This is a genomic window from Brachybacterium sp. SGAir0954 (genome assembly GCF_005490785.1).
Lineage (GTDB): Bacteria > Actinomycetota > Actinomycetes > Actinomycetales > Dermabacteraceae > Brachybacterium > Brachybacterium rhamnosum.
This window is the reverse complement of sequence record NZ_CP027295.1, coordinates 216,335-228,966: the sequence shown is the minus strand read 5'-3', so window position 1 is coordinate 228,966 and position 12,632 is coordinate 216,335. Positions and strand designations below refer to the sequence as shown.

At 74.5% G+C, this 12,632-nt stretch carries 12 protein-coding genes; 10 read left to right on the top strand and 2 right to left on the bottom strand.

Going from position 1 to position 12,632, the window contains the following annotated elements; genetic code table 11:
- Positions 1-75: 75 nt before the first annotated feature.
- On the bottom strand, positions 76-273 hold the full coding sequence (locus tag C1N80_RS00955) for a CsbD family protein (RefSeq protein ID WP_137769049.1): 198 nt from the start codon (positions 271-273) through the stop codon (positions 76-78).
- Positions 274-562: 289 nt separating this feature from the next.
- Here C1N80_RS00955 and C1N80_RS00950 point away from each other — a divergent pair, with 289 nt between their 5' ends.
- The 4 genes from C1N80_RS00950 to C1N80_RS15920 all read left to right on the top strand — a co-directional run bounded on the left by C1N80_RS00950 (position 563) and on the right by C1N80_RS15920 (position 5,037).
- A complete protein-coding gene (locus tag C1N80_RS00950; RefSeq protein ID WP_137769048.1) occupies positions 563-2,137 on the top strand; it encodes a DHA2 family efflux MFS transporter permease subunit in 1,575 nt (524 codons plus the stop codon).
- A gap of 113 nt (positions 2,138-2,250) precedes the next feature.
- Complete coding sequence (locus C1N80_RS00945; RefSeq protein ID WP_137769047.1) at positions 2,251-3,819, top strand: CotH kinase family protein; 1,569 nt, start codon at positions 2,251-2,253, stop codon at positions 3,817-3,819.
- A gap of 152 nt (positions 3,820-3,971) precedes the next feature.
- Entirely contained in the window at positions 3,972-4,313 is a 342-nt protein-coding gene (locus C1N80_RS00940) for a hypothetical protein (protein WP_137769046.1), read from the top strand.
- Between the two features lie 13 nt (positions 4,314-4,326).
- Positions 4,327-5,037: a response regulator transcription factor gene (locus C1N80_RS15920; RefSeq protein WP_305038364.1), complete on the top strand. Its 711-nt coding sequence runs from the start codon at positions 4,327-4,329 to the stop codon at positions 5,035-5,037.
- Positions 5,038-5,043: 6 nt separating this feature from the next.
- Here the strand turns inward: C1N80_RS15920 and C1N80_RS00930 are convergent, their stop codons facing one another.
- Positions 5,044-5,739: a DUF1275 family protein gene (locus C1N80_RS00930; RefSeq protein WP_137769045.1), complete on the bottom strand. Its 696-nt coding sequence runs from the start codon at positions 5,737-5,739 to the stop codon at positions 5,044-5,046.
- Between the two features lie 100 nt (positions 5,740-5,839).
- Between C1N80_RS00930 and C1N80_RS00925 the strand changes: the two genes are divergently transcribed.
- The 6 genes from C1N80_RS00925 to C1N80_RS00900 all read left to right on the top strand — a co-directional run bounded on the left by C1N80_RS00925 (position 5,840) and on the right by C1N80_RS00900 (position 12,617).
- A complete protein-coding gene (locus tag C1N80_RS00925) occupies positions 5,840-6,934 on the top strand; it encodes an acetamidase/formamidase family protein (protein WP_137769044.1) in 1,095 nt (364 codons plus the stop codon).
- Complete coding sequence (locus C1N80_RS00920) at positions 6,931-8,550, top strand: AtzH-like domain-containing protein (RefSeq protein WP_137769043.1); 1,620 nt, start codon at positions 6,931-6,933, stop codon at positions 8,548-8,550. The genes C1N80_RS00925 and C1N80_RS00920 overlap by 4 nt, the downstream gene beginning before the upstream one ends.
- Complete coding sequence (locus C1N80_RS00915; RefSeq protein ID WP_137769042.1) at positions 8,547-9,047, top strand: 2-oxo-4-hydroxy-4-carboxy-5-ureidoimidazoline decarboxylase; 501 nt, start codon at positions 8,547-8,549, stop codon at positions 9,045-9,047. The genes C1N80_RS00920 and C1N80_RS00915 overlap by 4 nt, the downstream gene beginning before the upstream one ends.
- 167 nt (positions 9,048-9,214) lie before the next feature.
- Positions 9,215-10,459, top strand: a complete 1,245-nt coding sequence (locus tag C1N80_RS00910; protein ID WP_240811185.1) for an alanine--glyoxylate aminotransferase family protein — start codon at positions 9,215-9,217, stop codon at positions 10,457-10,459.
- On the top strand, positions 10,456-11,742 hold the full coding sequence (locus tag C1N80_RS00905) for an allantoate amidohydrolase (RefSeq protein WP_137769041.1): 1,287 nt from the start codon (positions 10,456-10,458) through the stop codon (positions 11,740-11,742). Before C1N80_RS00910 ends, C1N80_RS00905 begins: the two co-directional genes overlap by 4 nt.
- Positions 11,739-12,617 carry a MurR/RpiR family transcriptional regulator gene (locus tag C1N80_RS00900; RefSeq protein WP_137769040.1) on the top strand — a complete coding sequence of 293 codons (879 nt, stop codon included), beginning with the start codon at positions 11,739-11,741 and terminating at the stop codon, positions 12,615-12,617. The genes C1N80_RS00905 and C1N80_RS00900 overlap by 4 nt, the downstream gene beginning before the upstream one ends.
- Positions 12,618-12,632 lie beyond the last annotated feature (15 nt).

Below are 12,632 nucleotides of genomic sequence, written 5' to 3'. Positions count from 1 at the left end.
GCCGCGAGGGCGGCCCGCCGTGCAGGACCGCCCTCGTGCTCGCCCGGCCACGGTGGTGGCCGGTGCGTCAGCTGATCAGTCCTTCTTCACGCCCTTGAGGGCACCGGTCACGGTGTCCTTGGCGTCCTGGACCTTGTCCTTCAGCCCGGCCTTGGACTGGTCGACCTGCCCCTCGGTCTCCAGCTCCCTGTCGCCGGTGAGCTTGCCGACGCCCTCCTTGGCCTGGCCGCCCAGCTTCTCGGTCGCGTTGTCGAACTTGTCCTCGGTGCTCATACGTGCCTCCTCGACGTGGTCCACCGCCGGGTCCGGCGATGCTGCGAGTGTAGACACGCGAGGACGGGACGTGCAGTGATCATGTCGCACTGCGACCGGGCGGTCCGACGAGGCCTCGCCGTCCACGCTCTCACAGGTGCTCCGGTGCCCACGCTCACGTCCGGGCGTCGAGGGGAAGGGATGCTCGCCACGTCCGGGGGTCATCCCCGTGGTCGAGCGTCCGGGAGCGGGCGTACATTCTCGGAGGCACCCGCGCCGGGCGCCCCCAGCACGTCCCCCGGAGGTCCCCATGGCCGAAGCCGCCCCGTCCGTCGCCGAGTCCGGGCAGGCGGAGCGCGACCCGCGCCTGGACCGTCCCTGGCCCGCCCTGTGGTCGATCGTCCTGGGGTTCTTCATGATCCTCGTGGACACCACGATCGTTACCGTCGCGATCCCGCGCATGCAGGAGGACCTCGACACCGAGCTCTCGAGCCTGCTGTGGGTCACGAGCGCCTACCTGCTCGCCTACGCCGTGCCGCTGCTCATCACCGGCCGTCTCGGCGACCGGCTCGGCATGAAGACCATGTACATGGCCGGCCTCGCCGTCTTCACCCTCTCGAGCCTGTGGTGCGGCCTCGCCGGCAGCGTCGAGATGCTCATCCTCGCCCGCGTGGTGCAGGGCCTCGGCGCCGGCATGATGACCCCGCAGACGATGTCCATGATCACCCGCATGTTCGCCCCCAAGGACCGCCCCCAGGCGATGGCGCTGTGGGGCGCCACCGCGGGCGTCGCGACCCTCGTCGGCCCGCTCGCGGGAGGCCTGCTCGTCGACGGCCCCGGCTGGGAGTGGATCTTCTTCGTCAACGTGCCCGTCGGGATCATCGGCCTGCTGCTCGCCGCCCGCAACGTGCCCCGCTTCTCCCGCCGCGCCCACTCCTTCGACTGGCTCGGCGTGGTGCTCTCCGCCGCGGGCCTGTTCATGCTGGTCTTCGGGATCCAGGAGGGGGACACCTACGACTGGGGCACCATCACCGACTCGCTCGTCATCGCGGGCGTCGACACCCACCTGCCGATCTCCGTGCCCGGGCTGATCATCGCGGGCGCCGTCGTCATGGTCGCCTTCGTCGTGTGGCAGGCCGTGAACCGCCGCGAGCCGCTCGTGCCGCTGCGCCTGTTCCGCGACCGCAACTTCTCCGTCGCCAACATCGCGATCGCGATGATGGGCGCGACCGTGCTCACCCTGTCCATCCCGATCACCCTGTACTTCCAGCAGGTGCTCGGCATGGACCCGACGCAGGCCGCGCTCATGACCGTGCCGATGGCGCTCGTCTCCGGCGCGCTCGCCCCGTTCGTGGGCCGCTGGATGAACCGCGTGAACCCGCGCTGGCTCGCCGTGGGCGGCTTCGCCTCGCTCGCCGCGGGCCTCGGCTGGCTCGCCCTGATCATGGAGCCGGACACCGCGATCTGGCTGCTCCTGCTGCCCTTCGTGCTCGTGGGCCTCGGCAACGCCCTCATCTGGGGCCCGCTGTCGATGACCGCGACCCGCAACCTGCCGCCGTCGCTCGCGGGCGCCGGCTCCGGCGTCTACAACGAGACCCGGCAGATCGGCTCCGTGCTGGGCTCCGCCGCGATCGCGACCCTCATGAGCACCCGTATCGCGGACCGCATCGGCGAGGTCACCGGCGGCGCCGGCGGCCAGGGCGGCGCGGGGGCCACGGCCGAGGGCGCGCAGACGGGCTCCCTGCCCGAGTTCCTCCATGCCCCCTTCGCGCAGGCGATGGCGGACTCCCTGCTGCTGCCCGTGCTGCTCTCCCTCGTGGGCGTCGTCGCCGCGCTGTGCATCGGCAGGCCCGTCGAGACCGGGGCCTGGGAGCAGGATGAGTAGGGCCGCTCCCTGAGCCCCGCCCCCCGCCGGCCGCTCCCCTGAGGCGGCGCCGCACAGGGGATGCACAGGTGGGGCAGGCGGGACCCCTACCCGGCGTCCCTACCGTCGTCACCATGACGACATCGCTCCGACGCACCACGCCCGCCTTCCTGTCCACACCGTCCCGGCGAGGATTCCTCGCGCTCGGCGGGGCGGCCGGAGTGGTGCTCACGGCCGTGGCCTGCACCCGGTCCTCGGCCGACGACACGGCACTGGACGGCGACGTCGTCACCGGCGCCGTCGACGGAGATTTCTGGGACATGTCGACCGTCCACACGATGAGCGTCGCCCTGGACGAGGACGCCTACGACGAGATGATCGCTGCCTACCAGGACGACCAGACGAAGAACTGGATCGAGGCGGACGTCGAGATCGACGGCAGCGTGTTCGAGAAGGCGGGCATCAAGCTCAAGGGCAACTCCAGCCTCCGCAGCCTCGCGGGTGGCGGCGCGGGAGGGGGCGGGATGGGCGGCGGTGCCCCGGGCGGGGGCGGCGACCAGGCGTCCGACGGGGGCGGTGACCAGGCCTCCGACGGGGGAGGCGACGGCATGGGCGCGGCCGGGGGCGACACCGAGGGTGACGGCACGATCTCCGCCGACGATCCGACCGGTCTGCCGTGGGTGATCCGACTGGACAAGTACACCGATGGCCAGAGCTTCTCGGGCCGCACCGAGTTCGTGGTGCGCGGCAGCAACACGGAGACCTCGTTGAACGAGGCCGTCGCCCTGGACGTGCTCTCCGAGGCCGGCGTCCCCGCGGAGAAGTACGCCTTCACCCGGTTCAGCGTGAACGGCGCCGACGCGAAGCTCCGCCTGGTGCTCGACCTCCCGGACGACGACCTCTGGAACGCCGACGCCTTCGACTCCACCGGGGCGACCTTCAAGGCGGACTCGGGCGGCGACTACACCTACCGCGGGGACACGGAGGAGGACTACACCGACGTCTTCGATGCGAAGTTCGTGGGCGACGATTTGACCGACGAGGAGTCCTTCGCCGCGCTGGGCAGCTTCCTGCAGTTCATCAACGAGTCCGAGGACGACGAGTTCGCCTCGGACCTGGGCAGCCGCCTGGACGTGGACGGCTTCGCGACGTACCTCGCGGTCCAGGAGCTCGTGCAGAACTCCGACGACATCGACGGCCCCGGCAACAACTCCTACCTGCACTACGACCCCTCCGCCGAGAGGTGGGAGGTCGTGGCCTGGGACCAGAACCTGTCCTTCGGCGGGATGGGCGGCGGTGGAGGCCGGGGCGGTGGAGGCCAGGGCGGCGGGGGCCAGGGCGGCGGGGGCGACATGGCGAGCGATGCCGGCGGCGACGAGGCGACCGGCGGCATGCCGGGCGGGGTCCCGGACGGCGCGCAGGCCCCCGGCCGGGACGGCGACACGGACGCACAGGGCGGCGGCGGTGGCGGTGGCATGGGCGGGAGCAACATCCTCTCCGAGCGGTTCCTCGCGGAATCCACGTTCGCCGATCTCTACGAGGAGACCCTCGCCTCGGTCGAGGAGGCCGTCTACACCTCGGGAACCGCGAGCGACCGACTGGAGACGCTGATCGCTCTGCTGAAGGCCGAGGCGAGCGACCTCGTGGACTCCGCCGACGTCGACTCCGACGGCGAGGCCATCAGCGCCGTGATCGAGAGCTGACCCGTCCCGCCCGGCGCGTGCGGGGCTCCTCCTCGCCGCCGGGTCCCGGCGACGGGCGAGGAGTCGAGGGCGAGGGCGCTCAGCCACGCCGGGTGCTGGCGCACGGGCTTCTGGGCGCTCTGCACCAGCTGTTGCAGACGGGGAGGGCGCTGGTGCCCAACGCGGTCGCCGCCCTGCTGCACACGCCGCTCCGCGCGGTGTTCGCGGCGGTCCTCGCCTCGCTCGGTCGCACGGCGCTCACGGACGACGTCTCCGCGACCCTCGTGATCATGGGGGGCGGCATGGCCTTCTCCGTGCCGCCGCAGCTCGTGGGGGGAGAGGACTCGCTCGTGCTGGACGACGCCGGGATGACCACTCCCGTCCTCCTCTCGCGCCGCGAGAACGACGGTCACGAAAAGGTCTCGACGCCTCCTGGACCTGTCCTTGGCACGATCGTTGCAGTGAAGTGGAGGCCATCTCGGGGACCGACGGCGCGCCCCTCCCTCCCACAGTGAAAGGGGTCTCCCGGTGAGCCGTTCCATGTCCTCCGCACTGCGCGTCCTGCACATCTCGCCCGCCCGCCCGGCGCTGCGGCGACCGGCTCTCGGCGCCCTCGCGATGCTCCCGCACACGGTGCATTACTGCGGAATGGACCTCCCGGACCTCCGCCGCGCCCCGGAGTGCGACGTCGCCGTCTTCGACGCGACCGCGGACCTCACCTGGGCGCCGCACATGGCGATGCGGCTCGAGTCGTCGGGGCTCGCGCTGCCGATGGTGCTCGTGATGGCGGAATCCGGGCTTGCGGCCGCGAACCGGGACTGGGGCGCCGCGGACTACCTGCTGCCCTCCGCCGGGGCCGCGGAGGTCGACGCCCGGCTGCGGCTCGCGCTCCGCAACGTCCCCGCGGAGGAGCCGACACCTGCGCTTCTCTCCGCGGGTGGCCTGCTGATCGACGAGTCGAGCTTCACCGCCTCCGTGCACGGCATGCCCCTCGAGCTGACGTTCAAGGAGTTCGAGCTGCTGAAGTACCTCGTCGCGCACCCGGGCCGGGTGTTCACCCGTGCCCAGCTGCTGCAGGAGGTGTGGGGCTACGACTACTTCGGCGGCACCCGCACCGTGGACGTGCACGTGCGCCGGCTGCGGGCGAAGCTCGGTGAGAGCCTCGACTCCGCGATCCACACGGTGCGCAACGTCGGCTACCGCTTCGACGTCGTGGAGCCCGCGCTGCAGACCGCCTGAGGCGGCTCAGCCCCGGCAGCGGGCGTGGCCGATCGCGGCGACCGCCGCGCAGATCAGCCCGGCCACGAGCAGCCCCGCCCCGGCGTGCACGCGCAGCAGGGCGGCGCCCACGGCCGCTCCCGCGAGCATGAGCAGCACGGCGAGCAGGCGCCGCGGCCACAGCGCGCCGCTGCCGCCGGCGAGCGGGGAGTCCATGGCGAGGCCCGTGATCGTCGAGGTGATGACCACGGTCGTCACGTCCTTGACCCCGATCGCGCGGGCCGTCGCGGCCTGCGCACCCATCGCGAGGCCCAGCGCGCCGGTGATCACCAGCAGCGCCGGCTCCGGCGCCCCGTCCCACAGCAGCAGCACCGCGCCGATGGCGACGACGAGCCCGGCGACCCCGCCGAGCAGGGCGGTCGTCACCGCGCTCCAGGCGCCCGTGCGGCCGCCGAGCGCGCGCCCCGCGAGCACCGCCCCGAGCACGAAGCCGCCGAGCGCGATCAGCGGCCCCGCCACGGGGAGGTCGTCCGCCCCGGTGAGGGCCATCCCGAGGATCACCACGTTGCCGGTCATGTTCGCGGTGAACACCCGGTCCAGGCCCAGGTAGCCGATCGCGTCGACGATCCCGGTGGTGAAGGTGAGCGCGAGCATGAGGCGCAGGAGGGCGGGCCCCGTGTCCCGGGCGGGGGAGACGGCGGCGGCGGTGGAGGTCTCGGTCATGCCCCGGACGCTATCGACCTCGCGAAACCCGGGCGGCACGGGCGTGTAACAAGCACGTAAAAGCACGTCCCTAGGGTGAGCGTCGACCCGAGGAGGACCCATGCGGACACCCATCCTGCGCCCCGGCGAGGACCTGCCGGACGGCATCGCCTATCTCCCCGCGGAGGAGACCACGAGCCTGTGGGGCCGGTTGCCCTGCGCCGCGGACTCCCCGGTGCTGCGCCTGCGCAGCGGGGACGAGGCGGTCCTGGACACGGTGAGCCACGAGGGCATCCTCGAGGACCAGGGCCGGGACCCGCGCCGCTTCTTCGCCGCGCACGGCGTCGACGTCGAGCAGGTGCTCCCGGATGCGGTCGCGATCGCCGCCGGGCACCCGGACCGCGACCCCGGCCGCGACGGCCCGCACGTGGTCACCGGGCCGATCCACGTGGACGGCGCCCTCCCCGGCGACCTGCTGCGGATCACCGTGGTGGACCATGCGCTGCGCGTCCCCTACGGCGTGGTCTCCAACCGCCACGGACGCGGCGCGCTGCCGGGGGAGTACCCGCGAGGCGCGGGTGCGGTGAGCGTCTTCGCCGGGGTCGAGGAGGGGGCCGACGGCGCCCTGCTCGGCACCATGGCCCCGCGCGAGGGGGCCGAGCGCACGATCCGCTTCCCGCTGCGCCCCTTCCTCGGGATCATGGGCGTCGCCGTCGCAGAGGTGGAGCGGCCGCACTCGGTGCCGCCCGGACGCCACGGCGGCAACATCGACATCAACCTGCTCACCGCCGGCTCCTCCCTCTACCTGCCGGTGCAGGTCGAGGGTGCCCTCGCCTACGTGGGCGACCCGCACTTCGCGCAGGGGGACGGGGAGGTCGCGCTGACGGCGATGGAGGCGAGCCTGCGCAGCCGCCTGCGCTTCGAGGTCATCGCCCGGGAGGACGCGCTCGAGCGGTTCGGGGAGCTCGCCGGGCCGCTCGCCGAGACCTCCCGGTACCTGGTGCCCACCGGCATGGACGAGGACCTCGACGTGGCCGTCCAGGAGTGCGTGCGGGCGGCGATCGCCCTGCTCGGGGCCCGCTGGGGGCTCGATCCCGAGCACGCCTACGCCTACCTCAGCGCCGCCACGGACTTCGACATCTCGCAGGTGGTGGACGTGGTCAAGGGCGTCCACGCCCGCATCCGGGTCGAGGACCTCGCGGGGGTGGGCCGATGAGCGCCGACGGCGGCTCGGGACCGGTCGCCGCGGAGGCCCGGCCGGTGCCCCACGGCCCGGATGTCCCCGGGCTCATGGACGCCTTCTGGGCCTACGAGACGGCCCTCATGGCCGACGACCTCCCGACCCTCGACGCGCTCTTCGCCCCCGGCCCGGACACCCTCCGCGGCGACGCGGCGGGTCTGCTCGTGGGGCACGAGGCGATCAGCTCCTTCCGCGGCGGGCGCGGCGGCGCCCCGGCCCGGCGCATCGTCCGCGTCGAGGTGCGCGCGCTCGGCGAGCGGCACGCCGTCGTCGTCGCGATCACGGAGCTGCTGCGCGGGGGCCGCGGCCAGCAGACCCAGGTGTGGGAGCGCGGCGAGGGCGGCTGGAAGGTCGCCGTCGCGCACGTGGCGGTCGCGGCGCCGGCGCTGGACCGTCGGATCTGGCGGGTGGTGGGCACCCCGCTCGTTCCGGCCACCACGGAGGGCGGCCCGCTCACGGGGGAGACCGTCGCGGTCAAGGACCTGTTCGCCGTCGCCGGCCAGCGGATCGGCGCCGGGAACCCCGCCCGGCTCGCGGAGGCCTCCCCGGAGCCCCGCCACGCCGCCGCGGTCGAGGCGCTGCTGGGCGCGGGCGCCGCCGTCACCGGGATCGCCGCGACCGACGAGCTCGCCTACAGCCTCGCCGGCACCAGCACGCACTACGGCACCCCGCCGAACCCCCGCGCCCCGCACCGCATCAGCGGCGGCTCGTCCTCCGGCTCCGCGAGCGCCGTCTCCCTCGGGCACGCGAGCCTGGGCCTCGGTACGGACACGGGCGGCTCGATCCGCGTCCCCGCCGCCTACCAGGGGCTGTGGGGGATCCGCACCACCCACGGCGCCGTCCCCCGCGACGGGCTGCTGCCGCTCGCGCCGAGCTTCGACACCGTGGGCCTGCTCGCGCGCACCCCCGGGCCGCTCGCCCGTGCCGCCGACGTGCTGCTGCACGACGTCGACGGCGCCGCGGCCGGGACGGGGAGGGCCGGAATGCTCGCCGGCGCCGCCCTGCGCACCGTGCCCGGTCTCGTGGAGCTCGCCGACGGCGACGTCGCCGAGGCGATCGACGCGGCACTGCGCCGCTGGGCCGGGAGCCGGCGCATGGAGCGCGCCGCCGCGATCGACGAGGCGGCCCACACCGCATGGCTGGGCGCCTTCCGGACGATCCAGGCGCGCGAGGCGTGGCAGGCGCACGGCGACTGGGTCCGCGTCCATGAGGGCGACCTCGGCCCGGACGTCGCCGCCCGCTTCCGCACCGCCCGCACCGTCACCGCGGAGCAGGAGCGCCGTGCCCGCGAGGTGCGCGCCGTCGCCGCGGAGGAGGTGCGCGGGCGGCTCGGCGGCGGCGTGCTCGTGGTGCCGGCGGCCTCCTCGGTGGCGCCGCTGCTGCGGGACTCCGCGGCCGGCGGCCCCCTCATCGAGGCCCAGCGCGAGCGGACCCTGCGCCTGACCTGCCTCGCGGGCCTCGCCGGCCTGCCCGCCGTCACCGTCCCGCTGCGCACCGCCGCGGGCCTGCCCACCGGTGTCACCCTGGTGGGGCCCGCCGGCTCCGACGTGGAGCTGATCCACCTCGCCGCCGCCCTCGAGGAGACCCCATGAGCCCGAGCAGCCTCACCCTCGCGCAGTTCAACACGGCGCCCGCCGCGGACCTCGAGGATCCGCTGCGCGCCTGCGCCCCGATCGACCGCTGGACCGGGGCGATCCTCGCCGGGCGCCCCTACGCGGACGTCGAGCAGCTGCGGGGCACGGCCTCCGCGCTCGCCGGGGAGTGGACCGCCGCGGAGGTCCGCGGCGCGCTCGCGCACCATCCGCGGATCGGGGAGCGGGCGCAGGGGCTCGCGGCGGTGGAGGCCGCGCACTCGCGCGCCGAGCAGGCCGGGGTCGAGGACCCCGGCGCCTGGGTCGCCGCGAACGCCCGCTACGAGGGGCGCTTCGGCACCGTGTTCCTCATCCGCGCCGCGGGCCGCTCGCAGGCGGAGATGCTCGCGGAGCTCGAGCGGCGCCTGGCGCTCGACGAGGAGCAGGAGCGGAGCGAGCGCGCGGAGCAGCTGCGGCAGATCGCCCTGCTGCGCCTCGAGGCCCTCGTCCCCGCCTGAGCGGCGGGGCTGGAACGGTCATTCCGCCCGCGTCCCGCGGCCGGGACCGGCGCATCACGCCTGCGCAGGGCAATCTTCGCGGGACGGAACCGTGGACGAAACACGCGTGAAACGTCTGTTTCGTTGACTGGGGCGGAACACCGGCACCACCGCAGAACGGAACCCCGATGAGCATCCCTGCGATCACCCCGCCCCAGCGGCTCCTGATGGGGCCCGGCCCGATCAGCGCGGACCCCCGCGTCCTGCGGGCGATGTCCGCCGGCCTCGTGGGCCAGTTCGATCCCGCGATGACCACCTGGATGACGCAGACCATGGAGCTGTACCGCGAGGTGCTGCGCACCCGCAACGAGGCGACCCTCCTCGTCGACGGCACCTCCCGGGCCGGTATCGAGGCCGCCCTGGTCTCCCTGCTCGAGCCCGGCGACCGGGTGCTCGTGCCGATCATGGGCCGCTTCGGGCACCTCCTCGTGGAGATCGCCGAGCGCTGCGGGGCCGAGGTCCACACGATCACCACCGACTGGGGCACCGTGTTCACCCCCGAGCAGATCGAGGAGGCCGTCGGCCGCGTCGGTCCCCGCCTCGTGGCCCTCGTGCAGGGCGACACCTCCACCACCATGAACCAGCCGCTCGAGGGCCTCGGCGAGATCTGCGCCCGCCACGACGCGCTGCTGTACGTCGACGTCACCGCGTCCCTGGGCGGCAACACCTTCGCGATGGACGAGTGGGGCGTGGACGCCGCCACCGCGGGCCTGCAGAAGTGCCTCGCGGGCCCGTCGGGCAGCGCCCCCCTCTCGCTCTCCCCGCGCGCCCGCGAGGTCGTGCTCTCGCGCCGCCACGTCGAGGCCGGCATCGCGGACGGCACCGCCGGCCGCGGCACGCGCATCCGCTCGAACTACTTCGACCTCGCGATGGTCCTCGACTACTGGGGCGAGGCGCGGCTGAACCACCACACCGAGGCCACGAGCATGCTCTACGCGGCCCACGAGTGCGCCCGGCTGCTCGTCGAGGAGGGCATGGACGCCGCCGTCGCCCGGCACCGCCTGCACGGGCGGGCCATGGCCGCGGGCGCGCAGGGGCTGGGGCTGCGGCTGTTCGGCGACCAGGAGCACCGGATGAACAACGTCCTCGCCGTGCACATCCCCGAGGGGGTCGACGGTGACGCCGCCCGCACCGCCCTGCTCGAGGACTACGGCATCGAGATCGGCACGAGCTTCGGCCCCCTGCACGGGAAGGTCTGGCGCATCGGGACCATGGGCTACAACGCCCGGAAGGACGCGGTGCTGCTCACCCTCGCCGCGCTCGAGCAGGTGCTGCGCGCCGGCGGCGTGCCGGTCATCGGCGGCGGGGGCGTGGGCGCCGCGCAGGAGGTCTACGCGGACGCGGCCGGCGCCGCGACGGAGGCCGCCCGATGACCCGCCTCGCCCCCTCCGCCGAGGCGCTCGAGGCGGCCCGCCGGATCATGGCGGACTGCGACCGGATCGCCGCGATCTCCGCCCGCGAGGACGGCATCGAGCGCACGTACCTCACCCCCGAGCACGCCCGCCACGACGCGCTCGCCGCCGAGCTCGTCACCACGGCGGGCATGCGCACCTGGCAGGACGCCGCCGGCAACCGGCGGGGCCGGCTCGAGGGGAGCCGCCCCGGGCTGCCCGCCCTGCTGCTCGCCTCCCACCTCGACACGGTGCCCGACGCCGGCCGCTACGACGGCATCCTCGGCGTGCTGCTCGCCGTGGAGGCCGTCTCCCGGCTCCGCGACCGCGCCCACGAGCTGCCCTTCGCCCTCGAGGTCGCCGCCTTCGCGGACGAGGAGGGCACCCGCTTCGGGGCGACGCTCCTGGGGTCCCGCGCGCTCGCCGGGACCTGGGAACCGGGATGGCTCGCCCTGGCCGACGCCGAGGGCACCACGATGGAGCAGGCCTTCCAGGACTTCGGCCTCGACCCCGGGCGGGTGGGCGAGGCGGCCCTGCGCCCCGAGGATCTCGCCGGGTATCTCGAGGTGCACATCGAGCAGGGCCCGTACCTCGAGCAGGCGGATCGGGCGCTCGGCGTGGTCACGTCGATCGCGGGCGCCCGCCGCTTCGCCCTCACCGTCACCGGCGAGGCCCGCCACGCGGGCGGCACCCCCTACGAGCGCCGCCGCGACGCGCTGATCGGGGCGAGCCGGGCGGTGCTCGACATCGAGCAGATCGCCCGTGAGCACGGGGCGATCGCGACGGTGGGCCGCCTGGAGACCTTCCCCGGCGGCGTCAACGTCGTCCCCGGACGCGTGGAGATGTCCCTGGACCTGAGGGCGGAGACCGATGCGCTGCGCGACGAGGTCCTCGACCTCGTCCTCGAGCGGATCCGCGGCTTCTGCGCGGGGCGCCGCCTCGAGCTCACGGTCGAGCAGATCCATGCGGCGCCCGCCGTGCGCTGCGCCCCGCGGCTCATGGACGCGGTGCGCACGGGGATCCGGGCGACCGGGGACCCGGAGCCGCCGGAGCTGTTCTCGCGCGCCGGGCACGACGCGATGGCCCTCGCCGCGATCACCGACGTGGGCATGCTGTTCGTGCGCTGCGCCGACGGCATCAGCCACCACCCCGACGAGTCCGTCACGACGGAGGACGTCGCCCTCGCGCTCGAGGCGCTCGAGGCGGCGGTGCTCGAGGTCGCGCGGTCCGGGACCGGGGCGCCCGAGGGAGGGGACCGGCGATGAGCGCCGGGACCGGGACCTCCGTCCTCACCGGGCCCCGGATCGACGCCCGCATCGACGCGCGCTACGGCGAGCTCACGCCGCAGGAGAGGCGGATCTCCGACTTCCTCCTCGAGCACCTGGGCGACCTCGCCGTGTTCAGCGCGGCGGACATCAGCCGCGAGACCGGCGTCTCCAAGGCCACCGTGAGCCGCCTGTTCCGCAAGCTCGACTTCGCGGACTTCCGCGAGGTCAAGGAGCACACACGGGCCATGCGGCAGTCGGGCACCCCGCTCGCCGCGCCGTCCCGCACGGGCGCGGGGGGACTGCGCCCGGGCATCGAGGGCCACGTCCGCACGGAGCGGCTGAACCACGACCGGCTGCTCACCGTGCTCGGCGGGGGAGCGCTCGGGACGGGCACGGAGCTGCTCGCCGGCGCCCGCCGGGTGCTCGTCGTGGGCCTGCGCAACAGCTACCCCGTCGCCCTGCACCTGCACCAGCAGCTGATCCAGGCGCGGGACGGGGTGCGCCTCGCGCCGCAGCCCGGGCAGGCGGTGGGGGAGGAGATCGCCGGGATCGGGGAGGAGGACGTCGTCGTGCTCATCGGGTTCCGCCGTCGGCCGGCCGTGTTCCCGGCCCTCGCCGCGGCGATCGAGCGCTCGCCGGCGCGCTGCCTGCTCATCGGCGACGGCACCGCCCGGCCCTACGCTGTCGGAGCGGACTGCTGGATCGAGTGCCCGATCGACTCCGACGGCGCCTTCGACAGCTACTCGACGGCCATGTCCCTCGTCGCGCTGCTCGCCGACGGCATGCTCAACCTCCTGGGGAGCGACGGCGCGCGCCGCATCCGCGGGATCACCGCCGCCTACGACGAGCTCGGGGAGCTCGAGCAGCGCTGAGGGGCCCGCCGAGGA

Coding starts and splice junctions, on each gene's coding strand:
- C1N80_RS00955 (WP_137769049.1), bottom strand. CDS start 273: ATGAGCACCGAGGACAAGTTCGACAACGCGACCGAGAAGCTGGGCGGC.
- C1N80_RS00950 (WP_137769048.1), top strand. CDS start 563: ATGGCCGAAGCCGCCCCGTCCGTCGCCGAGTCCGGGCAGGCGGAGCGC.
- C1N80_RS00945 (WP_137769047.1), top strand. CDS start 2,251: ATGACGACATCGCTCCGACGCACCACGCCCGCCTTCCTGTCCACACCG.
- C1N80_RS00930 (WP_137769045.1), bottom strand. CDS start 5,739: ATGACCGAGACCTCCACCGCCGCCGCCGTCTCCCCCGCCCGGGACACG.
- C1N80_RS00925 (WP_137769044.1), top strand. CDS start 5,840: ATGCGGACACCCATCCTGCGCCCCGGCGAGGACCTGCCGGACGGCATC.
- C1N80_RS00920 (WP_137769043.1), top strand. CDS start 6,931: ATGAGCGCCGACGGCGGCTCGGGACCGGTCGCCGCGGAGGCCCGGCCG.
- C1N80_RS00915 (WP_137769042.1), top strand. CDS start 8,547: ATGAGCCCGAGCAGCCTCACCCTCGCGCAGTTCAACACGGCGCCCGCC.
- C1N80_RS00910 (WP_240811185.1), top strand. CDS start 9,215: ATGAGCATCCCTGCGATCACCCCGCCCCAGCGGCTCCTGATGGGGCCC.
- C1N80_RS00905 (WP_137769041.1), top strand. CDS start 10,456: ATGACCCGCCTCGCCCCCTCCGCCGAGGCGCTCGAGGCGGCCCGCCGG.
- C1N80_RS00900 (WP_137769040.1), top strand. CDS start 11,739: ATGAGCGCCGGGACCGGGACCTCCGTCCTCACCGGGCCCCGGATCGAC.